Consider the following 23,364-nt stretch of genomic DNA (forward strand, 5'->3'; position numbering starts at 1 on the left):
GGCAGCCGCAGCGATGCCATCAAAGGTTCGAACATGGTGCTGTCCCCGCGCTGGCCTGGGGTGGTGGCCAGCACCAGGGGACGCCTGTGCTGGTCCGCGAGCAGGTGGATCTTGGTGGTCAGTCCGCCCCGGGAGCGTCCGAGCGCTTCGACCCCGTCCGGTTCCTCCCGCGCTGCGTCCCCTTTTTCGCGGCCCCGGCAGCGTGCTGGTGGGCGCGTACGGTGGTCGAGTCGATGCTCGCGATGAGCTCTTCGCCGCTGTTGGCGTCGATGCGCAGCCGGTCGGCGATCCTTTGCCAGGTGCCGTCGATGGACCAGCGGCGGTGGCGTCCGGCGGCGGTCTCCCAGGGCCCGTAGCGCTCTGGTAGGTCCCGCCAGGGGATGCCAGTGCGGGCACGGAACAGGATCGCGTTGATGACCTTGCGGTGATCGGCCCACTTCTTGCCCTTGGCAGGGTCGGCGGGCAGGAGCGGGGCGAGCAGGGCCCACTCGGCATCGGTGAGTTCATGACGGCCAGACACATCGACCACGATGCCAGCGCAGACCCTGCTCCACTCCCAACTTCTAAAAAACAGTGCCTAGTCCTGTTCGGGCCGGTTCGGCCTGCGCCGGTCCGGTTCGAAGATGGAGTTGACCAGGTCGGTGCACCACTTGAGCAGTTCGAGGTCGCGCAGCGGCTTGCCGCCCAGCCCTCCCGCCTTCGGGACCGGCACGAGCAGCGTCTTCGTGGCCTCCTTCCGGATCGCCCGGGGGTACATGCGCCGCAGCCGCAGCTCCTGCGACTCGCGCAGCTCCACCGGGGAGAACCGGATCTGGTTGCCCTGCATGACCACGTCGGCCAGGCCCGCGGACTTGGCCAGCACCCGGAACCGCGCCACCGCCATGAGGTTGTCCACCGGCTGCGGCGGTGCGCCGTAGCGGTCGGTGAGCTCCTCGTACGCGGCGAGGATGTCCTCCTCGCTGGTGACGCTGGCGATGCGCTTGTACGACTGGAGGCGCAGCCGCTCGCCCGGCACGTAGTCGTGCGGGATGTGCGCGTTGATGGGCAGCTCCACCTTGGTCTCGACCTCGGCGGCGGCCTCCGGGTCGCCCTTGAGCTCGGCCACGGCCTCGCCGACCATGCGCACGTACAGGTCGAAGCCCACGCCCGCGATGGTCCCGGACTGTTCGGCGCCCAGGATGTTGCCCGCGCCCCGGATCTCCAGGTCCTTCATGGCCACGTACATGCCCGCCCCGGTCTCGGTGTGCTGGGCGACGGTGGCCAGCCGCTCGTAGGCGGTCTCGGTGAGCGGGCGCTCCGGCGGGTACAGGAAGTACGCGTAGGCGCGCTCACGGCCCCGGCCCACCCGGCCCCGCAGCTGGTGCAGCTGGGACAGCCCGTAGGTGTCGGCGCGGTCGATGATCAGCGTGTTGGCGTTGGGCACGTCCAGGCCGGACTCGACGATGGTCGTGGAGACCAGTACGTCGAAGTTCTTCTCCCAGAAGTCGACCATGACCTTCTCGAGCTGCTGCTCGTTCATCTGACCGTGCGCGTAGGCCACCCGGGCCTCGGGGACCAGCCGCTTGATGGACGCCGCCACCTTGTCGATGGACGACACGCGGTTGTGCACGAAGAACACCTGTCCCTCGCGCATCAGCTCGCGCCGGATCGCCGCGGTGATCTGCTTGTCCTCGTAGGGACCCACGAAGGTGAGCACCGGGTGGCGCTCCTCGGGCGGGGTGAGGATGGTGGTCATCTCGCGGATGCCGGTCAGACCCATCTCCAGGGTGCGCGGGATGGGCGTGGCCGACATCGCCAGTACGTCCACCTGGGTGCGCAGCCGCTTCAGGGCCTCCTTGTGCTCCACGCCGAAGCGCTGTTCCTCGTCGATGATGACCAGGCCCAGGTCCTTGAAGCGGGTCTCTTGCGACAGCAGTCGGTGCGTGCCGATGACCACGTCGACCTCGCCGGAGCGCAGCCCCTCGCGGGTCAGCTCCACCTCGCCGTCGGTCTGGAACCTCGACATCGGCTTGACCGTGACGGGGAAGGACGCGTACCGCTCGGTGAACGTCGACAGGTGCTGCTGGACCAGCAGTGTGGTGGGTACCAGCAGCGCCACCTGCTTGCCGTCCTGCACCGCCTTGAATGCGGCGCGCACCGCCACCTCGGTCTTGCCGTACCCCACGTCGCCGCAGATCAGCCGGTCCATCGGGACCGACTTCGACATGTCCTTCTTGACCTCGTCGATGGCGGCCAGCTGGTCGGGCGTCTCCACGTAGGGGAAGGCGTCCTCCAGCTCGTTCTGCCACGGGGTGTCCGGACCGAAGGCGTGCCCGGGGGAGGCCTGTCGCGCCGAGTACAGGCGAATGAGGTCCCCGGCGATCTCGCGGACGACCTTGCGGGCACGGCTCTTGGCCTTGCTCCACTCGGCGCCGCCCATCTTGGACAGCGTCGGCGCCTCGCCGCCCACGTAGCGGGTGACCTCGCCGAGCTGTTCGGTCGGCACGAACAGGCGGTCGCCGGGCTGGCCGCGCTTGGACGGCGCGTACTCGATGAGCAGGTACTCGCGGGTGGCGCCCTGGATCTGGCGGCTGACCATCTCCAGGTACCGGCCCACGCCGTGCTGCTCGTGCACGACGTGGTCGCCGGGCTTGAGCTGGAGGGGGTCGACCGTGCCCTTGCGGCGGCTGGGCATGCGCCGCATGTCGCGGGTGGAGGACTTCTGCCCCACGAGGTCGGTCTCGGTGAGGACCACCGTGCGCACCGACCGCAGCAGGAACCCGTGGTCGACCAGTCCCGTCGTGACGGTGGCGACGGCCTCCTTGGGTGGCTCGGCCAGGTCGGCGGCGAGGGAGGCGCCCAGGCCGGCGTCACGGAGCATCGCCACCAGCCGCTCGGCGGGCCCGTGCCCCTGGGTGACCAGCACGACGCTCCAGTTGTCGTGCAGCCAGCCCTTGACGTCGGCCAGGGCGCGCTCGGTGTCGCCCCGGTAGGAGTCGGCGGGGACCGCGCCCACCACGACCGCGTCGTCCTCCTCTCCGGCGTCCTGGGCGGGGGAGCCCTCACCGGCGCTGAAGGGGGTCAGGCCCCACCAGGGCAGGTCGAGGTCCGCGGCGACCGAACGCAGCTCGGAGATGGACATGTAGGCGGACTCGCCGAGGTCGATGGGGGCCTCGCCGCCCGAGGCCGCGTTGATCCAGGACGCGTCGAGGAACTCGGCGCTCGTGGCCTCCAGTTCCACGGCGCGGGTGCGGATGCGCTCGGGGTCGCAGCCCACCACCATGGCGTTCTCGGGCAGGTACGCCAGGAACGGTTCCATGCGGTCGGCGAGCACGGGGGCGAACGCCTCCATGCCCTCCACGGCCACGCCGTCGGCGATCTTGGAGAGCACCTCGGCCAGCGAGGGGTGTTCGGCGGCCAGCGCGCGGGCGCGTTCGCGCACGGTGTCGGTGAGCAGCAGTTCGCGGCAGGGCGGGGCGAACAGGCCGGAGGCGGCCCGCGACCCGGCGTCCTCGCCGGGGGAGATGGAGCGCTGGTCGGCGACCTGGAAGTACCTGATGTCCTCGACGGTGTCGCCCCAGAACTCCAACCGGAGCGGGTGTTCCTCAGTGGGCGGGAAGACGTCCAGGATGCCGCCGCGCACGGCCATGTCGCCGCGCTTCTCCACCAGGTCCACACGGGCGTAGCCGGTGTTGGTCAGGGCCGCGACCACGTCCTCCAGGGAGGCGTCGTCCCCCGGGCGGATGCGCACCGGTTCGAGGTCGCCGAGCCCGGCGACCAGGGGTTGCAGGACGCTGCGGACCGGGGCGACCACCACGCGCAGGGGCGTGGTGAGCGGGTCGGCGGGGTCGGGGTGCGCGAGTCGGCGCAGGACCGCCAACCGCTGGCCCACGGTGTCCGAACGCGGGGAGAGCCGTTCGTGCGGCAGCGTCTCCCAGGCGGGGAAGAGCGCGACCGCGTCCTCGGGCAGCAGTGAGCCGAGCGCGTCGGTGAGGTCGGAGGCCTCCCGCTCGGTGGCGGTGACGGCGAGCACCGGTCGGCCCGCGCCCACCGGGGCGTCGGCCGCCAGCGCCCCCACCATGAAGGGGCGCAGCGCCGCCGGGGCGACGAGGTCGAGATGAGGATCGCCACCGCTGCGGGCGGTGTCGATCGCGCTGTGCAGTGCCGGGTCCCTGGAGACGTCGGCGAGAAGTCCAATGAGGCTCATAGCACCAAAAACTGGAAGTGGTCCGGTTCAGGAGTCGGGTCCTGCCCTGACGCCGACACCCGAGTGCGGCGGGCACGGTTGCCGCCGTCCCGCGAGGCGAGTGGGGACGGGTCCGTGTACGTGAACGGTGACGGTTGTGGGCGGCCGTGTGTGTGGATGGGCGTGACCACCCGGCTTCCCTCAGCTTATCCAGTACCACCGTCGCGCGCGGGTCGGGCGGCGAGGTGGGCGGTTCGGCGGCCGTGCGGCCGCAACCGGTCCACGGCCGGAGACGACCGCGGTGATCACATGCCACAGAACCCGTTCCGAGCTGCTGGTATTCCTCAGGGACGGGTTCGGCGCCGGGGTGCGGCCCCCGGCGGGCATACGCTGGACGCTGCTGTCCAGGCCCGGTACGGGTCGGGGAAGGTCGCGGGAAGAGGAGACGCGTGGTGGGTGCCCACAGTCAGGGAAGAGGTCCGGCGGCGAACGCCGGAGGGCCGGGCGCGCCGGCCTTCGCTCCAGGTCCGGACGGTCTCGCCCACCTGGAGCTGATCCTGAGCGGGGCCTACCCGCTGCCCGGCTTCATGACCCGGGAGCAGGCGGAGTCGGTGGCCGGGCGCGGACGCCTGCCCGACGGCCGCCCCTGGCCGGTTCCGGTCACCCTGGAGGTGCCCGAGGAGGTGGCGGGGAACGCGCGGCTCACCCTCACCGACCTGGAGGGGGCGCCGCTGGCGGAACTGGCGGTACGTGAGCGCTGGGAGTCCACCGGCGAGGACGGGGCGACCCTGCACCACCTCGCCGGTGACGTGAGCCTGCTGGGGCCGCCCGCCTACGGTGTCCTGCGCGAGCTGAGGTCCACCCCAGCCGAGGTGCGCGCCCAGCGGGGACTGGAGCCCTCCTCGGGGCGCCCCCTGCTCGCGGTGGTCACCGACCGGCCGTTGCACCACCGCGCCCTGCACCAGATCCGTGCCGAGGCCGACGCGCTGGGACGCGGCGGCGAACGGGCCGGGGTCCTGGTCGTCGTCGACGCCGGACTGCACGACGAGGGCCTGGCCACCGCCGTGCTGGCCGCGGAACCGCTGCTGCCGCCCCGGTCCGGGTTCGTCGTGGTCACGCTGCCGCGCTCCGCGTCCCGGGCCGCGGGGGCGCTGGGCGGAACCTGGAGCGAACGGGACGCCGCGCTGGCCGCCCACGTGGCCGCCGCGTACGGCGCCACCCACATGCTGCTGGAAGCGGGCGGGCGGGCGCCCGAGACCGAGCGGGTCATGGCACTGAAGCCGCCGTTGACCGTCCTGGACCCCGAGCCCTGGCGCTACGACGCGGACGCGGACCTGTGGAAGCCCCGCACCCGCGTGGACCCGCGCGCCGTCCGCGCGGAGCCCACAGACGAGGAGGTCGCGGCCGAGCTCGCGCACGGCCGGGAACTGCCCTCGTGGTTCACCCCGGCCCGGGTGGGCGCCGAGCTCGCCCGGCTGCGACCGGCCCGTACCCGGCGCGGCCTCACCCTGCTGTTCACCGGCCTGTCCGGTTCGGGCAAGTCGACCATCGCGCGGGGGGTGAGCGACGGCGTCCGGCGTTCCGGGCGTACGGTGAGCCTGCTCGACGGCGACGTGGTGCGACGGGTGCTTTCGAAGGGCCTGACCTTCTCCCGTGCGGACCGGGAACTGAACATCCGGCGCATCGGTTTCGTGGCAGCCGAGATCACCCGGCACGGCGGGGTGGCGGTGTGCGCGCCGATCGCGCCGTACGCGGCCGGGCGGGCCGAGGTCCGTGCCATGGTGGAGGAGTTCGGGGACTTCTTCCTGGTGCACGTCGCCACACCCCTGGAGGAGTGCGAGGCGCGTGACCGCAAGGGCCTGTACGCGCAGGCCCGGGCGGGGGAGATCCCCGAGTTCACCGGTGTCTCCGACCCCTACGAGGAACCGACCGACGCCGACCTGGTGGTCGACACCGTCGGCGCGGACCCCGCCGAGTCCGTGGCCCTGGTGCTGGACGCCTTGCGCGGGGGCGGTTGGCTCCCCGACTCCGACCAGCACGTGAGTGAGGACCGATGACGAGCGACACCCCGACCCCTCCGGTGCCCGGGCACCGGGTGCTGCGCCTGGTCGAGGTGATGGAGACGCTGCGCCGGGAGTGCCCGTGGGACAGCGCCCAGACCCACGCGTCCCTGGCGAGGTTCCTGATCCAGGAGTCGTACGAGACCCTGGAGACCATCGAGGAGGGCGACTACCCGCGGCTGAGCGAGGAGCTCGGGGACGTCCTGCTCCAGGTGGTCTTCCACGCCGCGATCGGCGCCGAGCGCCCCGAGGGCGACCCCGCCCGCTTCACGGTGGACGACGTCGCCGACGCCATCATCGACAAGATGACCCGGCGCCACCCGCACGTGTTCGGCGGGGCGGACGTGTCGGGGGCCGACGAGGTGCGGTCGAACTGGGAGGCCATCAAGGCGGCCGAACGGGCGGAGCGGGCCCGGGCCGCCGGGGGCACCGGGGAGACGTCGGTACTCGACGGGGTGCCCTTCGCCCAGCCCGCCGTGCTGTTGGCCTACGAGCTCCAGAAGCGGGCCGTGCGCAACGGACTCCCCGCCGACCTGGTGGGCGACGACGGGGCCGAGGGCGGGGAGCTGTTCGCCGCCGTGGCCCTCGAACGCGGTGAGGGCCGGGACCCGGAGACGGACCTGCGCGCCGCCGCCCGACGCTTCGACGCCCGCGTGCGGGCGGCGGAGGGGGCGGCCCGCGCCGACGGTCACGAGCCCCGTGAGCTGGGCGAGGAGCAGTGGCGCACCTACTGGTCGAAGGCGGGCGAGTGGACGTGAGGCGAAGACGGCCCCGTCCGGTCGGTGATCCCGACACACGGGAAGGGTGGGAGTGCGCGGAACCAACCCGAGGGTGATCTCCTGACCCGAATCCAGGTGGGTCAGCTCAGGAGACCGGCGCTTCACCGGGCCATGGAAACCAGAGCCACCGGGCAGCAGGAACGCGCAACCCGGCGTTCTCACCGGCTTCAGGGAGAGAACGAGGCCTGTTGAGCGTGGTGTGCCGCTCCGCCAGGATGAGTCGCTGGAGACCGGCCGAGTGGCATCCGTCTCTACACTCCGTCCCAGTGGTCGTATTCGAGACGTGAGGCTCGTTCGCCTTCGCTCATATCCTGTTGTCGCGGGGCGCGCCACCACCAGTGACTGTCCGGGACCCAGTTCGGAATCTCCTCTTCCCGGACGGGTGGGGCCTCGTCGGAGACCTCTCTGAGGGTCTGATCGATGTCGGCGATCTCTTCGCTGAATCCCTCGAGTACGACCGCGCTTTCGGCCTGACTCCACGCCGCGAACTCGTCGTCGAAGACCTGGAGGACGGACCGCATCAGACAGGCTCGTGCGTATCCGTTAAGTCTGCCGAGCTCCGCGTAGTCAGAGCAATCTCCCAAGTAGCGATAGAGGCCCGCGAAGTTTGGTTCGCCGGAGATGAGTCGGGTGAGACGGGTCCGAAATTCGTCAACTTCACCAGTGGGGACGTGGGAAGACGACAAGTGGAGTGACAGGGGAACCACGAGGCTGAGAGCTGTCCCTACTCTGGTGTTCGCCTCCGTATCCTCGCTTTCGAGGCTCTCAATGATCGCGTGCATGTAGTTTCGAGGGTGGTCGAAGTCTGGCATCGTGTTCCATCGTCCCCACGCATGATCACATCTTGCCCAAAGTCAGGACTAGAACCCGCCCATTGGGGGTGGGCCGGAAGTCGCGCCTTGACCGATCCAGGCTTTCCCTCGTCGCACCTGACCGGACCGGCCCGCCTCAGCGGTCCCGGACCCCGTGCGGCAGGTTCCGCACATTGATCACCTCGGTGGAGGGGTCGCTCGGGGCCAGACCCGAACTGAACGACTCCTGCGGGCGGCGGGCGGTCTCGCTGATGGTCAGCAGCAGGCCCACGATCAGCCAGTTGGCCATCAGCGCCGACCCGCCCGCCGACAGGAACGGGGTGGTCATCCCGGTGAGCGGGATGATCAGCGTGGCCCCGCCGAGCACGATGAACACGTCGAACGCGGTGATGAATCCGTAGCCCAGCGCGGTGAGCTTGAGGAACACGTCCCTGCACCCCAGGGAGACGCGCAGGGCGCGCTGGGCGAAGAGCAACAGCAGGGTGAGCACGGCCAGGAGCCCGGTCAGGCCGAGCTTCTCGCCGACCGATACCAGGATGAGGTCGCTGTCCGCGGCGAACAGGTTCTGTGCCTGCCCGTCGTGGAAGCCGGTGCCGAGCAGTCCGCCGTAGGCGAGGGCGATCATGCCCTCCACCACCTGGAAGCTGCCGCCCTCGCTGTGGTAGACCTCCGGGTCGAACGCGTTCAGCCAGATCCGCACACGGTTCTGCACGTGGCCGAATACGAGGTAGGCGACGTACGCCCCGGCGGAGAACGCCACGAGCCCGATCAGCACCCAGGACTTGCGGGCGGTCGCCGCGTAGAGCACCGCCAGGAACGTGCCGAACAGCAGCAGGGAGGTGCCCAGGTCCTTGGTGCCCACGAGCAGCAGGATCGCCACGCCCCAGCCCACCGCCATGGGCGCGAGGTCGCGGGCGCGCGGCGCGCTGAACACCTTCACGCCGCCGATCCGGAAGGTCCGGGTGACCAGTGCCATCACGTCGCGCTGTCGTCCCAGGTAGGAGGCCAGGAAGATCACCAGCAGCACCTTGGCGAACTCCGAGGGCTGCATGGTGAACGGGCCGAGCATGATCCACCGCCGGGCGCCGAGCACCTCGTGTCCCAGGGGGGACAGCGGCAGCAGCAGCAGGACCAGTGCGGCCAGGGCGATCAGGTAGGTGTACATGGTCAGGCGCCGCGGCTGCCGGACGAACGCGATGGCGGCGGCGCACAGGACCATGCCGACCAGCGTCCACATCAGCTGCCGGTCGGCCTCGCTGTACCCGGGCGCGGTGGCGCGGGTCATCTGGAGCGCCCAGATCATGGTGATGCCGAGCCCGCTCAGCGCGGTCGCCACGGGGAGCAGGACGGGGTCGGCGTAGGGCGCCACGAACCGCATCAGCACGTGCAGTGCCAGGGCCCCGGCGCCGAGCACCGTACCGTAGACCAGCACACGGGTGTCGACGCCGTCGGTGACCGCGAGCGACGCGGAGAGCAGGGCCGCGAAGGTCGCCCCGATCGAGGCGAGCAGCAGCGCGAGTTCGGCGCGTCTTTGCCGTGCGGGGCGCAGTGCCCCGTCCGCCGGTTCGGTCCGCGGGTTGGCCATGTTCGTCCTCTACCGTTCACACGCGGGGCCATGGCTTCCGGGCGAGGGTGGGGGGACGGGTGGCCCTCAGGAGGAACTATAGACACGGGCCGGGGTCTGGCAAGGAGATCGGCCACTTCCGGGCGGTTCGGTTGAGACCTGGAGACGGGGCACGTCGAGGTCGATTCCTTCGGCGGCCCGCTCCGCTCGCTCGTGGAACCACTGCGCCGCGACGCGGAGGACCTGGTGCGGAGGTTCGGTGGTGGGGCCGACGATCCGCGTGAGGTGCTGGGGGCCTACTTCGACCTCTGTGTGTGCCACGGCACCCTCATGCGGGCCCTGCTCAACGACCTGGGCTCGCTCAACGAGGTCGGCCTGGTCGACCTGATCATGGACTGGCGGCGCCGGTTGGACGCCGCACTGGTCGGCGAGGCCCGGGAACCCCCGCCCGCATGGGCGCGATGGTAGCCCTCGGGGGCATCCAGGACGTAGCCGTCATGTTCCCGCCGGAGGAGGCGGCCGCCCACCGTGAGACCGCGGTGGCGATCGCCCAGGCCGCTCTCAGGGCTGGGGAGACCCGTATGGACTAGACCAATCCGGGTGGGCGGGCACCCACGACCGGCACGGGTGTCGCTAGTCTCGTGTCCGGGCCCGGGAACTGTGGGCCCAGACACCGAAGAGACGGAGAGATCGTGGCGTCCATCGAGTCAGTCCAGGCGCGGGAGATCCTTGACTCCCGGGGCAACCCGACAGTCGAGGTCGAGGTCCTGCTCGACGACGGGACCATCACCCGCGCTGGTGTCCCCAGCGGTGCCTCCACCGGCAAGTTCGAGGCGGTCGAGCTGCGTGACGGCGGCGACCGGTACGGCGGCAAGGGCGTGACCAAGGCCGTCACCGCCGTCAACGACGAGATCGCCGACGAGCTGCTCGGCCACACCCCCGACGAGCAGCGCATCATCGACCGCGCGCTGATCGACCTGGACGGCACCCCGGACAAGTCCCGGATCGGCGCCAACGCCATCCTGGGCACCTCCCTGGCCGTCGCCAAGGCCGCCGCGGAGGAGGCCGGTCTGCCGCTGTTCCGCTACATCGGCGGTCCCAACGCGCACGTCCTGCCCGTGCCGATGATGAACATCCTCAACGGTGGCGCGCACGCCGACAGCAACGTCGACATCCAGGAGTTCATGGTCGCGCCCATCGGCGCCCCGACCTTCTCCGAGGCCCTGCGCTGGGGCACCGAGGTCTACCACTCCCTCAAGTCGGTCCTGAAGTCGCACGGCCTGGGCACCGGTGTCGGCGACGAGGGCGGCTTCGCCCCCAACCTCGAGAGCAACCGCGCCGCCCTCGACCTGATCGTCGAGGCGATCGAGAAGGCCGGCTACAAGGTCGGCACCGACATCGCCCTGGCGCTGGACGTGGCCGCCAGCGAGCTGTTCTCCGACGGTGTGTACACCTTCGAGGGCAAGTCCCGCACGGCCGAGGAGATGGCCGCCTACTACGGTGAGCTCGTCGACGCCTACCCGCTGGTCTCCATCGAGGACCCCCTCGACGAGGAGGACTGGGACGGCTGGAAGAAGCTCACCGAGCAGCTCGGCGCCAAGGTCCAGCTGGTCGGCGACGACCTGTTCGTCACCAACCCCGAGCGGCTCCAGCGCGGCATCCTCGCCGACACCGCCAACTCGCTGCTGGTGAAGGTCAACCAGATCGGCACCCTCACCGAGACGCTGGACGCGGTCGCCCTCGCCCAGCGCAGCGGCTACACGGCGATGATCAGCCACCGCTCCGGCGAGACCGAGGACACCACCATCGCCGACATCGCGGTGGCCACCAACGCCGGGCAGATCAAGACCGGCGCCCCGGCACGCAGCGAGCGGGTCGCCAAGTACAACCAGCTGCTGCGCATCGAGGAGGAACTGGACGACGCGGCCGTCTACGCGGGCGTGTCGGCCTTCCCGAGGTTCGCCAAGCGCGGCTAGTCTGCCCCAGTGTCCCGCGAAACCCAGCAGCCGCCCACAAAGGCCAAGAAGGCGACCAAAGCCGACAGGCCGGGGAGGGCCGCTGCCCGGAAGGGCGCCGAGCGTGCCCCGAAGGCGGGCGCGAAGGCGGGCACGAAGGGCTCCGGTGTGGGCCGCACCTCCAGGGTGCGGCCCATGCTCACCAGCCGGGCCGCCATCCTCGCGCTGGTGGTGTGCGTGATCGCGCTGAGCCTGGCCTACCCGCTGCGCGAGTACGTGATGCAGCAGTCGCAGATCGCGCAGCTCAAGGAGGACCGGGCCCGCATGGAGGAGAACGTGGCCCACCTCCAGGAGCGCGAGGAGGCGCTCACCGACGAGGACTACGTGGAACGCGAGGCCCGCGAGCGGCTCCACTACCAGTACCCCGGCGAGACCGCCTACATCGTCGTCCGTCCCGGGGCCGACGACGAGGCCGACGCCGGTCCGACCGCGCCCACCGAGCCCTGGTTCACCGAGCTGTGGCGTTCGGTGGAGGAGGCCGACGGCCCCGACCCCGACCGGGGTCTGTGAACCCGCCGCTGGCCATCTATGCTGGGCGGGACATGACTTCCGCAGATCAGCCCGTTCCGGGGCACACCGACGGCGGTCCCGCGTCCGAACGGGACCTCGCCGCCATCGAACTCCAGTTGGGCCGCCAGCCGCGTGGCGTCCGCGCGGTCGCCCACCGCTGCCCGTGCGGTCTCCCCGACGTGGTGAAGACCGCCCCCCGTCTGGAAGACGGCACCCCCTTCCCGACGTTGTACTACCTGACGTGCCCGCGCGCCGCCTCGGCGATCGGCCGTCTGGAGAACGAAGGCCGTATGCGCCGGATGCAGGAGCGCCTGGGCGAGGAGCCCGAGCTCCAGGAGGCCTACACCAGGGCGCACGAGTCCTACCTGGAGGAGCGCGCCGAGCAGGCCCGCGCCGACGGGTTGGAGCCGCTGCCCGAGGGGATGCAGAGCACCGGCGGGATGCCGACCCGGGTCAAGTGCCTGCACGCGCTGGTCGGTCACGAGCTGGCCGCGCCCGGCACCAACCCGTTCGGCGCGGAGGCGCTGGCCGAGCTGCCGGAGTGGTGGGCCAAGGGCCCGTGCGTGTGTGTCGACGAGAACGCCCCCGAGGGCGCTGAAGGGACGGACGCCTCATGAGCGGTGTCGCGGCGATCGACTGCGGAACCAACTCGATCAGGTTGCTGATCGCCGACGTGGTCTTCCTGGGCGACGACGAGGTCCAGGTGGTCGACGCCGACCGCCGGATGGAGATCGTGCGCCTGGGCCAGGGGGTCGACGAGACCGGCGCGTTCGCGCCCGAGGCCCTGGAGCGCACCTTCGAGGCGCTGCGCGGCTACGCCGAGGCCATCGAGGCGCACGGGATCGAGCTGGGACCGGACACGGTGCGTATGGTGGCCACCAGCGCGACCCGCGACGCCGGTAACCGCCAGGTCTTCGTGGACGGCGTCCGCGAGATCCTGGGGGTGGAGCCCGAGGTGGTCACCGGTCTGGACGAGGCCGAGCTGTCCTTCGTGGGCGCCACGGCCGAGCTGGAGGCGCTGGCGGCCGAGGGCGAGGCGAGCGAGGACCTCGCTCCGCCGTTCCTGGTGGTCGACATCGGCGGGGGCTCCACGGAGTTCGTACTCGGCGGCCTGGACGACGACGAGGACCTGGTGCGGGCGGCCCTGTCGGTGAACGTCGGCTGCGTGCGCATGAGCGAGCGCCACCTGCGCGACGACCCGCCCACGAAGGAGCAGGTGGAGGCGGCCACGGCCGACATCGACGCCGCCCTGGACGAGGTGGAGAAGGTCGTTCCGCTGCGGGAGGCCGGTTCGGTGGTGTGCGTGGCCGGGACCGCCACGACGGTGGCCGGGATCGCGCTGGACCTGCCGGAGTACGACTCCGAGCGCATCCACCACACGCGGGTGTCCGCGGAGGACCTGGAGCGGATCACCGGTGAGCTGCTGGTCTCGCGGCACGCGGAGCGGTCGGAGATCGGGGTCATGCACCCGGGCCGGGTGGACGTGATCGCGGCGGGCGCCCTCGTACTGTCCCGCGTGCTGGCGCGCACCGGCGCGGACCACTTCACGGCGAGCGAGCACGACATCCTCGACGGTGTCGCGTGGAGTCTCATCGCGCCCGAGTAGAAATCCGGGCAAACTAGTACTGAACAGGACATAGTCTCCTCGAAAGGGACCTTCGGGTGCTCCGGAGGGGCCTTTCGAGGGGGTCCGACAGGGCCCCCGGGTGAGACGTGTCACCTCGGAAGACCCTTGTGAACGCATTCACAACCCGTCTGACCTGCATTAATGCCCTCCCCTCGCACGTGGGGATGGTCGGAAGGTGGGCGAATGTGAACCTTCTCTGCGGGGAGGGGCTTGTGAAAGAATGCACAAGCAACCTTCCACAGTGTCGGGAGCAAGAACCACGGCTCAGCGGGCCCCGGTCGGGGGATCGAGGAACGTGACAGCCTTCGCGGCCCTTGAGGCAAGGGCGCCAAAGATGAACCGTTAGGGCGGAAATGCGATGACCGAGAGCAGGAACTACCGGCTGGTGCACGGCGGCGGGGACGAGGCGGAGATCCCGCACATCCTCATCGTCGGTGGCGGTTACCTCGGGATGTACACCGCAAGGCGACTGGAGAAGAAGCTCGGGACCGGTGAAGCCCGCATCACCGTCATCGACCCGAACTCCTACATGACCTACCAGCCCTTCCTGCCCGAGACGGCCGCCGGGAACATCTCCCCGCGCAACGTCGTCGTCCCCCTGCGCAAGGTCTTCGACCGCGTCCGCGTGCTGGGCGGCCGCGTCGTGCGCATCGACCACGCCGACAACACGGTCCGCTACGAGCCCAACGTCGGTGAGCCCGAGACGCTCCACTACGACTACCTCGTGATGGCGGCCGGAGCGGTCTCGCGCACCCTGCCCATCCCCGGCCTCGCCGAGTGGGGCATCGGCATCAAGACCGTCGAAGAGGCGGCCTACCTGCGCAACCACGTGCTCAACCAGCTCACCATCGCCGACTCCACCGACGACGCGGACGTGCGCGCCAAGGCCCTCAACTTCGTGTTCGTCGGCGGCGGGTTCGCCGGAGCCGAGGCCATCGCCGAGCTGGAGGACATGGTCCGCGACGCGGTCCGCCTCCACCCGTCGATCGACCAGAGCGACGTGAACTTCTACCTCATCGAGGCCGCGGACAAGATCCTGCCCGAGGTCGGGCCCGAGGTCGGCGGCAAGGCGCTCAACCAGCTCCGTCGGCGCGGTATCGACGTCCGGCTCAAGACCTTCCTCGAGTCGGCCACCGACCAGCGCGTCAAGCTCAGCGACGGCACCGAGTTCGACGCGGGCACCCTCGTGTGGACCGCGGGTGTCAAGCCCAGCCCCGTCGTCTCCGCCAGCGACCTGCCGCTCGGTCCCAAGGGCCACGTCGACACCAGCGAGTACCTCACCGTCAACGGCACGGACAACGTCTTCGCCGGCGGTGACAACGCCCAGGTCCCCGACGGCAACGGCGGCTACTACCCGCCCAACGCCCAGAACGCGGTCCGCCAGGCGCCGGTCCTCGCCGACAACGTCATCGCGACCCTGCGCAACGGCCAGCTCAAGGCCTACCGGCACAAGAACCTCGGCGCCGTCGCCGGACTCGGCCTGCACAAGGGTGCCGCCCAGCTGTTCGGCAAGATCAAGCTCAACGGCCGCCTCGCCTGGTACGCGCACCGCTCCTACCACCTGCTCGCGGTGCCGACCTTCAACCGCAAGCTCCGGGTCCTCTCCGACTGGACGCTCGCCTTCTTCCTGCGCCGCGACTTCGCCGCGCTCCCGGAGATGTCCGAGCCCCGCCAGGCCTTCGAGGAGGCCAGCCAGCCCCAGGTCGAGGACGGGCGCCTGCGCCGCGTCAGCTGACCCGGCCGGGCCCGAACCCGAACGAAACGACCGGCTTCCTCGGGAAGCCGGTCTTTTCGTGTCCCCATCTGGCCAAGCCGAACCAAAGTGGGCAATCGGCCCGGCCGGTATGATGGGCACGCCCTCGTAGCCCAATGGAAGAGGCAGGCCCCCTAAAAGGGTCACAAGTGTCGGTTCGAGTCCGACCGGGGGTACCAGTGTTCTCCCGCACCTCCGCTCTTCGGTGCGGTGCGTGATCGGGCGTGTTTGCTTTGGGCCTCCGCTTCGCTTCGGCCCGTGTTCGGGCGCCCGAGTAGCCAGGGACTTCTTCATCCTCGTCTACGCCTGACGCTCGTTCCTCGCTAGCGGCTTGACTCGTCTTGCAGAACCCTGGCGGCGCCCGAACGGGCACCCCCAGTGGCGGAGGTGCACGGTCGGGGCTCACGGCCCGCGGCGGAGGCGCGCGGTCGGGGCTCACGGTTGGGGTTGAGGTGCGGGTGGGGCTCACGGGCTGGCCGGGGACCCGGGTGCGGATCAGCCCTGTTCCATGAGGAGCTGGAGCTGGGTGAACAGGCGCTCACCCGGGTCGGACAGGTCGATCCCGCTCACCGACGCGGCGCGGCGCACCCGGTACCGGAGCGTGTTCGGGTGGATGTGCAACCGCTCGGCGGCGGCCCGGGCGTCGCCGAAGGCCTCCAGGTAGGCGAGCAGCGAGTGCACGAGGTCGGCGCCGCCCGCCTGGTCGTACTCGATCAACCGGCTCACCCGGGGGTCGCGCAGTGACGGGTCGGCGCGCAGGTGCGCCAGGGTCTCGCTGATCAGCACCCGCGAGCGCACGTCGGAGATGGTGGCCACCTCCCAGTCCGTACCGCCGTCCAGGTCGCGGCTCATGGCGTCGAGCACCCGGTCGGCCTCGGCCCGTGACTCGGGCACGTCGCGCAACCGCTCCACCAGCGACCCCACCGCCGCCTGTACGCGCAGGCCCAGTGCGGCCCGCGCCGCGGCCACCGTCTTGCGGGTCAGCGCCAGCACCGACTGCTCCACCCCGCGCCAGCCGTCCCCGCTCGGGGTCCGGGTCAGGTCCGGAAGCAGCACGTACACGCGGCCGTCGAGCTCGGTCACCAGCGAACTGCGCCGGTAGGCGGCGGTGTGCACCGACACCAGGTCGATGAGCTGGCGGCGGCGCAGCTCGCGCACGGGCCGGTCGGCGGGCTCGGCGTCGCCCACCGGCTCCGCCTCGCCGCCGGTCAGGGAGAAGGCCGCCACCAGGGCGGCCCGCTCGGCGTGCACCTGGACGGTGTCGGCCAGGGCGCTCGCGTCGATGCGCCCCTCCAACAGGCTCGACAACAGGTCCTCGCGCAGCCGGAGCCCCGCACTGGTCTGGGTGCGCTGGCGGATCATCTGGAGCGCGGTCGTGCGGGCGGCGCCGAGCAGGGCCTCCTCCGCGTGCCCGGACAGCGGTTGGGAACCCTCCTGCACCCAGATGGAACCCAGCGGCTGGCGGCCCGCGTGGATGCCGACGGCCAGGCGGCGGCGGATACCGAGTTCGGGGTGCTCCTCGATCCGCACCACCTCCTCGCCCGCGCGCAGCTTGGTGAACACCCCCCACTCGCGTAGCAGAGCCAGATAGGACTCCGGGCCCTGGCGGCCGAGCACGGACAGACGCCGCAGCTCGTCGACCTCGGCGCCGCTGGAGTAGGCCAGCACGCGGCTGGCCGCGTCCTCGATGCTGACCAGGCCGCCGGTGAGCTGCGCGATGGTCTGCGCCATGGAGAACAGGTCGCCGGTGGCCTCGCCCAGATCCTCCGAGGCGGTCAACCGGGCGTCGTCCACGATGCTCTGACACACCGACTGGAGCTGGTCCCAGCGCACCTCGGGGCGGACCGCGAGCAGGGCCATCCCGCTGTCCTCGGCCTCGGCGCGCAGCGTGCGCAGCTCGTCCGCGCCGGGCCGGGAACGCCCCCGCGCCTCGCCGGACGGCGGGATGGTCTCCTCGGCGGGCCCGTGGCCCCCGGCCTTGACCGCGACCGCGGTCGCCCCCTGCGCGGCCAGGGCTCGGACCAGGCGTCGGGCGGCTCCGCCGCGCACGCCGATGAGCAGCACCAGGTCACCCTCGCGCGCCTCCACACGGTCCTCAGGGTCGATGATCACGACGTTGTCCACCTGGACATCGAGCCCGTCCGGTGCGGCGGCGACGTCCACGATCGGGTCACCGAGGGCCAGGAGGAGCCTGCGCAGGGGCAGCCCCGCGCCCTCGTCCGTGTGTTCTCCTGATTGACCTGGCATGATGTTCGTCCTCACCGGTCGGTCCGGGGACCGACACTAGCGGAGCGCCGGAGGCGGGGTGACGGATCGAGCGGCGGCGCGTGTGCCAGGGTTTGTTCTGGTGAACAAAGAGGACCAGTAAAGAGTGGCCCGTCCCACAAGGTCACCGGAGCCCGCTTCTGGGACTGTTGAATCAGTCAACCCTGCTCAGACAGGGACATTCTTCCAGGGAGGTGCCCATGGACGCCGTGACCAACGTCCCGCAGCCGGTGAACGAACCCGTTCTCACCTACGCGCCCGGGAGCGCCGAGCGCGCCGAGCTCGTCGCCAAGCTCGAAGAGCTCGGCCGGGAGAGCATCGACCTGCCGATGCGCATCAACGGTGAGAGCCGTATGGGTGGCGGCGACCCGATCGACGCCGTCCAGCCGCACAACCACGCGTCGGTCCTGGGCACCATGCGCAACGCCACCCACCAGGACGCCCGCGACGCCATCGCCGCCGCGAAGGCCGCCGCTCCCGCCTGGCGCGCCATGTCCTTCGACGACCGCGCCGCGATCATCCTCCGCGCCGCCGAGCTGCTTGCCGGCCCCTGGCGCGCCACCATCAACGCCGCCACCATGCTCGCCCAGTCGAAGACCGTCCAGCAGGCGGAGATCGACTCGGCCTGCGAGCTCATCGACTTCTGGCGCTTCAACGTCTCCTACGCCCGTCAGCTCATGGAGCAGCAGCCCCTGAGCGTGCGCGGCGTGTGGAACCGCATGGAGCAGCGTCCGCTGGAGGGGTTCGTCTACGCGATCACCCCCTTCAACTTCACCGCCATCGCGGGCAACCTCCCCACCGCCCCCGCCCTCATGGGCAACGTGGTCGTGTGGAAGCCGTCCCCGACCCAGCAGTTCTCCGCCGAGCTCACCATGCGCCTCCTGGAGGAGGCCGGGATGCCCCCCGGCGTCATCAACATGGTCACCGGTGACGGCCTGGCCGTGTCGGACATCGCGCTCAACGACCCCGAGCTGGCCGGCGTGCACTTCACCGGTTCCACCAAGACCTTCCAGCACCTGTGGAAGAGCGTCGGCGAGAACATCTCCAACTACCGCTCCTACCCGCGCATCGTGGGCGAGACCGGCGGCAAGGACTTCATCGTCGCCCACTCCTCCGCTGACCCGGAGATCCTGCGCACCGCCATCGTGCGCGGCGCCTTCGAGTACCAGGGGCAGAAGTGCTCCGCCGCCTCGCGCGCCTTCGTCGCCCGCTCCGTGTGGGAGAAGACGCGCGACGACCTGGTCGCCGAGACCGAGGCCCTGACCATGGGCGACGTCACCGACCTGTCGAACTTCGTCGGCGCCGTCATCGACCGTCGCTCCTTCGACAAGCTCGCCAAGGTCCTGGAGGACGCCAAGTCCGACCCGACCCTGGAGATCATCGCGGGCGGCACCGCCGACGACTCGGTGGGCTACTTCGTGCGCCCCACCATCATCGAGGGCACCGACCCCACCAACGACGTGTTCCGCACGGAGTACTTCGGCCCGATCATCGCCGTCCACGTCTACGAGGACGACGAGTTCGAGGACGTCCTCAAGATCGTCGACGAGGGCTCCGCGTACGCCCTGACCGGCGCCATCCTGGCCAACGACCGCTCCGCGGTGGCCAAGGCGACCGAGGCCCTGCGCTTCACGGCGGGCAACTTCTACATCAACGACCGCCCGACCGGCTCCATCGTCGGTCAGCAGCCCTTCGGCGGCGGTCGCGCCTCCGGCACCAACGACAAGGCCGGTTCCGCCCAGAACCTGTCCCGCTGGGCCAGCCCGCGCGCCATCAAGGAGACGTTCGTCGCGCCGACGGTCTCCTCCTACCCCCACCAGGGGTAGTCACCGGCGGCCGCGCCCCTCCTCCGTCCGGAGGGCCCGCCGCCACCACGGGGCCCGCTCCCGCGCCGTCCGGCGCCGGGTGCGGGCCCCGACCCCCCGAGACCCACAGCGCGGCCGGCCCACCGGCCGCGCGTATCGTCCGCGCCAGCCCCACCGGCTCGCGCACGTCTCTTCGAGGTCACCATGCTTCGCAAGCCCCTGCTGCTCGCCGCCAGGTCCGCGACCTGCCGCACGATCGTCGAGCGCACTCCCATGACCCGGGCCATGGTCTCGCGCTTCGTCGCGGGCTCCACCCAGGAGGAGGCCCTGCCGGCCGTCCACGAGCTGGCCAAGGACCGGTACGTCACCCTGGACTTCCTCGGTGAGGACACCACCGACCTGTCGCAGGCCACCGCCACCGTGACCGCCTACCAGGACCTGCTCGCCGCACTCGGCGAGGCCGGGCTGGGAGACCGTGCCGAGGTGTCGGTCAAACTGTCGGCCGTCGGTCAGTTCCTGAACGAGGACGGCGAGAAGATCGCGCTGGAGAACGCGCGCCTGATCGCCGAGGCCGCCCAGGCGATCGGCACCACGGTGACCCTCGACATGGAGGACCACACCACCACCGACTCCACGCTGGGCATCCTGCGCGACCTGCGCGAGGACTTCCCGTTCGTGGGCGCGGTGCTCCAGGCCTACCTGCGCCGTACCGAGGCCGACTGCCGCGACCTCAGCGGCGCGGGCTCCCGCGTGCGCCTGTGCAAGGGCGCCTACGACGAGCCCGAGTCGGTCGCCTTCCGCGACAAGCACGAGGTCGACAGGGCGTACGTGCGTGCGCTCAAGGTCCTCATGGCGGGCGACGGCTACCCGATGGTGGCCTCGCACGACCCGCGCATGGTCGCCATCGCGGGCGAGCTGGCCGCTCTCAACGACCGCGGCGCGGACGACTACGAGTACCAGATGCTCTACGGCATCCGGGACGGCGAGCAGGTCCGCCTGGCCGCCGAGGGCAAGCGGATGCGCGTCTACGTCCCCTACGGCGACGAGTGGTACGGCTACTACATGCGCCGTCTGGCCGAGCGTCCGGCCAACATGCTCTTCCTCGCGCGGTCCCTGGTGACCCGCAACTAGCAGAGCGACCGCGCCCCCGGGGCGACGGGTGGACGGGCCCGCGCCGGTACGACCGGCGCGGGCCCGTTTCGCAACGGTGACCTTGGCGGCGGAACCCGGGAGCCGGGCCGTACGTTACTTTGTGGGCAGCAATCCACGCGTGAAAGGCCATTACTAGACATGCGGATGCGGAGTTCCAACCCCGTCCTCAAGCGGGCGCTTCAGCAGCAGTCCGGCCCCCAGCAGGGCTACGGACAGCCCGGTTACGGTCAGCAGGGCTACGGGCAGCAGGGGTACGGACAGGCGTACCCGCAGCCTCACGGCCAGCAGGGCTACCCCCAGCAGGCCTACCCGCAGCCGGGCTACCCCCAGCAGACCCAGGCCGCGCAGCCGATGACCATCGACGACGTCGTCGTGCGCACCGGTATGACACTCGGCGCCGTCGCCCTCTTCGGCGTCATCAACTACTTCCTCTTCTTCTCGGGCAACCCGGGCCTGGCCCTGGCGCTGATGTTCGTCGGCATGATCGGCGGGCTCATCCTGGGCCTGGTGATCGCCTTCAAGCAGATCACCAACCCGATCGCCATCCTGTCGTACGCGGCCCTGGAGGGCCTGCTCGTCGGCGGTCTGTCGGCCGTGCTCGGCAACATGCTGTCCATGCAGATGGGCGACCCGTCCGCGGGCACTTCACTGGTCTCCCAGGCGGTCATCGGCACCGTCGCGGTGTTCGGCGTGATGCTGGCGCTGTACAAGTTCCGCATCATCAAGGTGACCGACGGCTTCGTGAAGGCCGTCTCGTACGCCGTCATGGGCGCCGCCGCCCTGATGCTGATCAACTTCGTGCTCAGCTTCTTCATCGCGGGCGGCATGGGTCTGCGCGAGCCCACCTGGCTGGGTCTGGGCGTCGGCATCGTGTTCGTCGTCCTGGCCGCGCTCACCCTCGCCATCGAGTTCCGCGGCATCGAGGAGGGCGTCGAGGCGGGCATCCCGAACAACTTCGCCTGGCAGTTCGCCTTCGGCCTGACCGTCTCCGTGGTCTGGCTGTACATCGAGATCCTGCGCCTGCTCTGGATGATCAAGACGATGTTCGCCGACTAGCGACCTCCGGTCGTGCCGGTTTTCGCGTGACGAGGGGCCGTCGCCCGGGTTCTGCCCGGGGGCGGCCCCTCCGCCGTCGGTGCGGTCAGGCGGTCCGCGGACGGGGTGACGGGATGGAGCGGTTGCGCCGCCTGCGGTCGTACTCGGTGACGATGGCCTGCGCGTAGCCGTGGGTGAGGTCGTACTCGTCGGCGAGCCAGCGGGACCGGTCCGCGGGGCGCACGAGCCCGGGCCCCCGGTCGAGCGAGTCGAACCAGTCGCGGAGCCCCCGACCGGTCACCACCGGGATGCGTTCGATGAGCTTGGCGTGGATCTCCGGCGAGTGGGTCACCGTCATAGGCACCTCCGCAGTGCGATGGGCTGTGGCACGTACTGCGACCCTGCATCAGGATCACCACGGGGACAAGACCCGGCCGCCAGCTTTTACCCGGCCGGTGGGGGAACCTTCGCCCTCCCGTCACCCGTGGCCGCCCCCCGGGTGTTACAGCGCGGCCGAGGGGGAACGCGGAGGGGCCCCGGACACCAGCCGGTCCGAGGCCCCTCCACACGGCGGTGGGCTAGCTGAGGCGCTCGAAGACGGCCGCCATGCCCTGGCCGCCGCCGACGCACATGGTCTCCAGGCCGAACGTCCTGTCGTGGAACTGGAGCCCGTTGATCAGCGTGGTGGTGATGCGGGCACCGGTGCTGCCGAACGGGTGGCCCACGGCGATACCGCCGCCGTTGACGTTCAGCTGGGTGTCGATGTCGATGCCCAGTTGGTCGGCGGAGGGCAGCACCTGGGCGGCGAAGGCCTCGTTGATCTCGGCGAGGTCGATGTCGCCGATGGCCATGTTGGCGCGGGCCAGGGCCTGCCTGGAGGCCTCGACCGGGCCCAGGCCCATGATCTCGGGGCTGAGGCCGGTCACGCCCGTGGAGACGACGCGGGCCAGCGGGGTGATGCCCAGCTGCCTGGCCTTGGTGTCGCTCATGATGACCAGCGCGGAGGCGCCGTCGTTGAGCGGGCAGGCGTTGCCCGCGGTGATGGTGCCGTCGGGGCGGAACACCGGCTTGAGCTGCGAGACCTTCTCGTAGGTGGTGCCGCGGCGGATGCCGTCGTCGGTGCTCACCACGGTGCCGTCGGGCAGCGTGACCGGGGTGATCTCCCTTTCCCAGAAGCCGTTGTCGAGGGACTTCTCGGCGAGGTTCTGCGAGCGGACCGCGAACTCGTCCTGGCGCTGGCGGGAGACGCCGGTGATCTCGGCGACGTTCTCGGCCGTCTGGCCCATCTCGATGTAGGCGTCGGGGAGCAGGCCGTCCTCGCGGGGGTCGGTCCAGGTGCCCTGGCCGCCCTCCTTGCGCTTCTCGGTGCGGGCCCTGGCGTCGGCGAAGAGCGGGTTCTCGTTCTGCGGGTTGTCGCTGCTGCCGTTGACGAAGCGGCTGACGGTCTCCACGCCCGCCGAGACGAACACGTCGCCCTCGCCCGCCTTGATGGCGTGGTAGGCCATCCGGGTCGTCTGGAGGGAGGAGGAGCAGTAGCGGGTGACGGTCGTGCCCGGGACGGTGTCCAGACCCAGCTGCACGGCCACGATGCGGGCCAGGTTGAAGCCCTGCTCGCCGCCGGGGAGGCCGCAGCCGAGCATGAGGTCGTCGATGCTCTTCGGGTCGAGCTCGGGCACCTTGGCCAGGGCGGCGCCGACGATCTGGGCGGTGAGGTCGTCGGGGCGCAGGTCCTTGAGGGAGCCCTTGAAGGCTCGGCCGATCGGGGAGCGCGCGGTGGCGACGATGACTGCTTCGGGCATGTTCTTCGTCCTTGTTCGGGTCA

General features: G+C 70.7%; 19 protein-coding genes and 1 tRNA gene. 13 read left to right on the forward strand and 7 right to left on the reverse strand.

The genetic code is table 11. From position 1 onward, the window contains the following. Nucleotides 1-118: 118 nt before the first annotated feature. A complete protein-coding gene (locus ACFYL4_RS16310) occupies nucleotides 119-520 on the reverse strand; it encodes an IS5 family transposase (RefSeq protein WP_387519045.1) in 402 nt (133 codons plus the stop codon). A gap of 57 nt (nucleotides 521-577) precedes the next feature. After that, the gene (mfd, locus tag ACFYL4_RS16315; protein WP_387519046.1) at nucleotides 578-4,186 is read right to left on the reverse strand and encodes a transcription-repair coupling factor; all 3,609 of its coding nucleotides are present in this window, start codon (nucleotides 4,184-4,186) and stop codon (nucleotides 578-580) included. A gap of 428 nt (nucleotides 4,187-4,614) precedes the next feature. Between mfd and cysC the strand changes: the two genes are divergently transcribed. Then, a complete protein-coding gene (gene cysC / locus ACFYL4_RS16320) occupies nucleotides 4,615-6,222 on the forward strand; it encodes an adenylyl-sulfate kinase (protein WP_387519047.1) in 1,608 nt (535 codons plus the stop codon). Further along, a complete protein-coding gene (locus ACFYL4_RS16325) occupies nucleotides 6,219-6,983 on the forward strand; it encodes a MazG nucleotide pyrophosphohydrolase domain-containing protein (protein ID WP_387519048.1) in 765 nt (254 codons plus the stop codon). The genes cysC and ACFYL4_RS16325 overlap by 4 nt, the downstream gene beginning before the upstream one ends. A gap of 272 nt (nucleotides 6,984-7,255) precedes the next feature. Here ACFYL4_RS16325 and ACFYL4_RS16330 read toward each other — a convergent pair whose 3' ends face one another. Both ACFYL4_RS16330 and ACFYL4_RS16335 read right to left on the reverse strand, forming a co-directional pair. Next, nucleotides 7,256-7,816, reverse strand: a complete 561-nt coding sequence (locus ACFYL4_RS16330; RefSeq protein WP_387519049.1) for a hypothetical protein — start codon at nucleotides 7,814-7,816, stop codon at nucleotides 7,256-7,258. A gap of 136 nt (nucleotides 7,817-7,952) precedes the next feature. After that, nucleotides 7,953-9,401 (reverse strand): FtsW/RodA/SpoVE family cell cycle protein, encoded by a 1,449-nt coding sequence (locus ACFYL4_RS16335; protein ID WP_387519050.1) that lies wholly within the window; start codon nucleotides 9,399-9,401, stop codon nucleotides 7,953-7,955. Nucleotides 9,402-9,593: 192 nt separating this feature from the next. On the opposite strand from ACFYL4_RS16335, the gene ACFYL4_RS16340 reads away from it, so the two are divergent. The 8 genes from ACFYL4_RS16340 to ACFYL4_RS16375 all read left to right on the forward strand — a co-directional run bounded on the left by ACFYL4_RS16340 (nucleotide 9,594) and on the right by ACFYL4_RS16375 (nucleotide 15,464). Continuing rightward, nucleotides 9,594-9,848: a hypothetical protein gene (locus ACFYL4_RS16340; RefSeq protein ID WP_387519051.1), complete on the forward strand. Its 255-nt coding sequence runs from the start codon at nucleotides 9,594-9,596 to the stop codon at nucleotides 9,846-9,848. Next, nucleotides 9,833-9,970 carry a hypothetical protein gene (locus tag ACFYL4_RS16345; protein WP_387519052.1) on the forward strand — a complete coding sequence of 46 codons (138 nt, stop codon included), beginning with the start codon at nucleotides 9,833-9,835 and terminating at the stop codon, nucleotides 9,968-9,970. The genes ACFYL4_RS16340 and ACFYL4_RS16345 overlap by 16 nt, the downstream gene beginning before the upstream one ends. A 102-nt stretch (nucleotides 9,971-10,072) precedes the next feature. Continuing rightward, nucleotides 10,073-11,356: a phosphopyruvate hydratase gene (eno, locus tag ACFYL4_RS16350; RefSeq protein ID WP_357758447.1), complete on the forward strand. Its 1,284-nt coding sequence runs from the start codon at nucleotides 10,073-10,075 to the stop codon at nucleotides 11,354-11,356. 174 nt (nucleotides 11,357-11,530) lie between these two features. Then, the gene (locus tag ACFYL4_RS16355) at nucleotides 11,531-11,905 is read left to right on the forward strand and encodes a septum formation initiator family protein (RefSeq protein WP_387519195.1); all 375 of its coding nucleotides are present in this window, start codon (nucleotides 11,531-11,533) and stop codon (nucleotides 11,903-11,905) included. 32 nt (nucleotides 11,906-11,937) lie between these two features. Beyond that, nucleotides 11,938-12,522 (forward strand): DUF501 domain-containing protein, encoded by a 585-nt coding sequence (locus ACFYL4_RS16360; protein WP_357758450.1) that lies wholly within the window; start codon nucleotides 11,938-11,940, stop codon nucleotides 12,520-12,522. Then, nucleotides 12,519-13,511, forward strand: a complete 993-nt coding sequence (locus ACFYL4_RS16365; protein WP_387519053.1) for an exopolyphosphatase — start codon at nucleotides 12,519-12,521, stop codon at nucleotides 13,509-13,511. Before ACFYL4_RS16360 ends, ACFYL4_RS16365 begins: the two co-directional genes overlap by 4 nt. A gap of 379 nt (nucleotides 13,512-13,890) precedes the next feature. Beyond that, nucleotides 13,891-15,267: an NAD(P)/FAD-dependent oxidoreductase gene (locus tag ACFYL4_RS16370; protein ID WP_357758455.1), complete on the forward strand. Its 1,377-nt coding sequence runs from the start codon at nucleotides 13,891-13,893 to the stop codon at nucleotides 15,265-15,267. Nucleotides 15,268-15,387: 120 nt separating this feature from the next. Next, nucleotides 15,388-15,464: transfer RNA gene (locus ACFYL4_RS16375), tRNA-Leu, on the forward strand. Nucleotides 15,465-15,780: 316 nt separating this feature from the next. Here ACFYL4_RS16375 and ACFYL4_RS16380 read toward each other — a convergent pair. Continuing rightward, nucleotides 15,781-17,532, reverse strand: a complete 1,752-nt coding sequence (locus tag ACFYL4_RS16380) for a helix-turn-helix domain-containing protein (protein ID WP_387519054.1) — start codon at nucleotides 17,530-17,532, stop codon at nucleotides 15,781-15,783. 218 nt (nucleotides 17,533-17,750) lie between these two features. Here ACFYL4_RS16380 and pruA point away from each other — a divergent pair, with 218 nt between their 5' ends. The 3 genes from pruA (at nucleotide 17,751) to ACFYL4_RS16395 (ending at nucleotide 21,563) form a co-directional block, all read left to right on the forward strand. Further along, nucleotides 17,751-19,376 carry an L-glutamate gamma-semialdehyde dehydrogenase gene (pruA, locus tag ACFYL4_RS16385; protein WP_387519055.1) on the forward strand — a complete coding sequence of 542 codons (1,626 nt, stop codon included), beginning with the start codon at nucleotides 17,751-17,753 and terminating at the stop codon, nucleotides 19,374-19,376. A gap of 183 nt (nucleotides 19,377-19,559) precedes the next feature. After that, nucleotides 19,560-20,486, forward strand: coding sequence for a proline dehydrogenase family protein (locus ACFYL4_RS16390; RefSeq protein ID WP_357758464.1), 927 nt, complete (start codon nucleotides 19,560-19,562; stop codon nucleotides 20,484-20,486). Nucleotides 20,487-20,645: 159 nt separating this feature from the next. Then, nucleotides 20,646-21,563 (forward strand): Bax inhibitor-1/YccA family protein, encoded by a 918-nt coding sequence (locus ACFYL4_RS16395; protein WP_387519056.1) that lies wholly within the window; start codon nucleotides 20,646-20,648, stop codon nucleotides 21,561-21,563. Between the two features lie 85 nt (nucleotides 21,564-21,648). Here ACFYL4_RS16395 and ACFYL4_RS16400 read toward each other — a convergent pair whose 3' ends face one another. Both ACFYL4_RS16400 and ACFYL4_RS16405 read right to left on the reverse strand, forming a co-directional pair. Further along, nucleotides 21,649-21,900 (reverse strand): DUF4287 domain-containing protein, encoded by a 252-nt coding sequence (locus ACFYL4_RS16400; protein WP_357758469.1) that lies wholly within the window; start codon nucleotides 21,898-21,900, stop codon nucleotides 21,649-21,651. Between the two features lie 220 nt (nucleotides 21,901-22,120). Continuing rightward, a complete protein-coding gene (locus tag ACFYL4_RS16405) occupies nucleotides 22,121-23,341 on the reverse strand; it encodes an acetyl-CoA C-acetyltransferase (protein ID WP_387519057.1) in 1,221 nt (406 codons plus the stop codon). Between the last annotated feature and the right edge of the window lie 23 nt (nucleotides 23,342-23,364).

It is taken from the genome of Nocardiopsis sp. NPDC006938, assembly GCF_042869555.1.
GTDB lineage: Bacteria > Actinomycetota > Actinomycetes > Streptosporangiales > Streptosporangiaceae > Nocardiopsis.

What these genes read in the sequence shown, in the direction of transcription:
- ACFYL4_RS16360 (WP_357758450.1), top strand. Translation starts at nt 11,938, where the DNA reads ATGACTTCCGCAGATCAGCCCGTTCCGGGGCACACCGACGGCGGTCCC.
- ACFYL4_RS16330 (WP_387519049.1), bottom strand. Translation starts at nt 7,816, where the DNA reads ATGCCAGACTTCGACCACCCTCGAAACTACATGCACGCGATCATTGAG.
- ACFYL4_RS16390 (WP_357758464.1), top strand. Translation starts at nt 19,560, where the DNA reads ATGCTTCGCAAGCCCCTGCTGCTCGCCGCCAGGTCCGCGACCTGCCGC.
- ACFYL4_RS16380 (WP_387519054.1), bottom strand. Translation starts at nt 17,532, where the DNA reads ATGCCAGGTCAATCAGGAGAACACACGGACGAGGGCGCGGGGCTGCCC.
- ACFYL4_RS16400 (WP_357758469.1), bottom strand. Translation starts at nt 21,900, where the DNA reads ATGACGGTGACCCACTCGCCGGAGATCCACGCCAAGCTCATCGAACGC.
- ACFYL4_RS16365 (WP_387519053.1), top strand. Translation starts at nt 12,519, where the DNA reads ATGAGCGGTGTCGCGGCGATCGACTGCGGAACCAACTCGATCAGGTTG.
- mfd (WP_387519046.1), bottom strand. Translation starts at nt 4,186, where the DNA reads ATGAGCCTCATTGGACTTCTCGCCGACGTCTCCAGGGACCCGGCACTG.
- ACFYL4_RS16325 (WP_387519048.1), top strand. Translation starts at nt 6,219, where the DNA reads ATGACGAGCGACACCCCGACCCCTCCGGTGCCCGGGCACCGGGTGCTG.
- ACFYL4_RS16395 (WP_387519056.1), top strand. Translation starts at nt 20,646, where the DNA reads ATGCGGATGCGGAGTTCCAACCCCGTCCTCAAGCGGGCGCTTCAGCAG.
- ACFYL4_RS16370 (WP_357758455.1), top strand. Translation starts at nt 13,891, where the DNA reads ATGACCGAGAGCAGGAACTACCGGCTGGTGCACGGCGGCGGGGACGAG.
- ACFYL4_RS16345 (WP_387519052.1), top strand. Translation starts at nt 9,833, where the DNA reads ATGGGCGCGATGGTAGCCCTCGGGGGCATCCAGGACGTAGCCGTCATG.
- ACFYL4_RS16355 (WP_387519195.1), top strand. Translation starts at nt 11,531, where the DNA reads ATGCTCACCAGCCGGGCCGCCATCCTCGCGCTGGTGGTGTGCGTGATC.
- pruA (WP_387519055.1), top strand. Translation starts at nt 17,751, where the DNA reads ATGGACGCCGTGACCAACGTCCCGCAGCCGGTGAACGAACCCGTTCTC.
- ACFYL4_RS16335 (WP_387519050.1), bottom strand. Translation starts at nt 9,401, where the DNA reads ATGGCCAACCCGCGGACCGAACCGGCGGACGGGGCACTGCGCCCCGCA.
- ACFYL4_RS16405 (WP_387519057.1), bottom strand. Translation starts at nt 23,341, where the DNA reads ATGCCCGAAGCAGTCATCGTCGCCACCGCGCGCTCCCCGATCGGCCGA.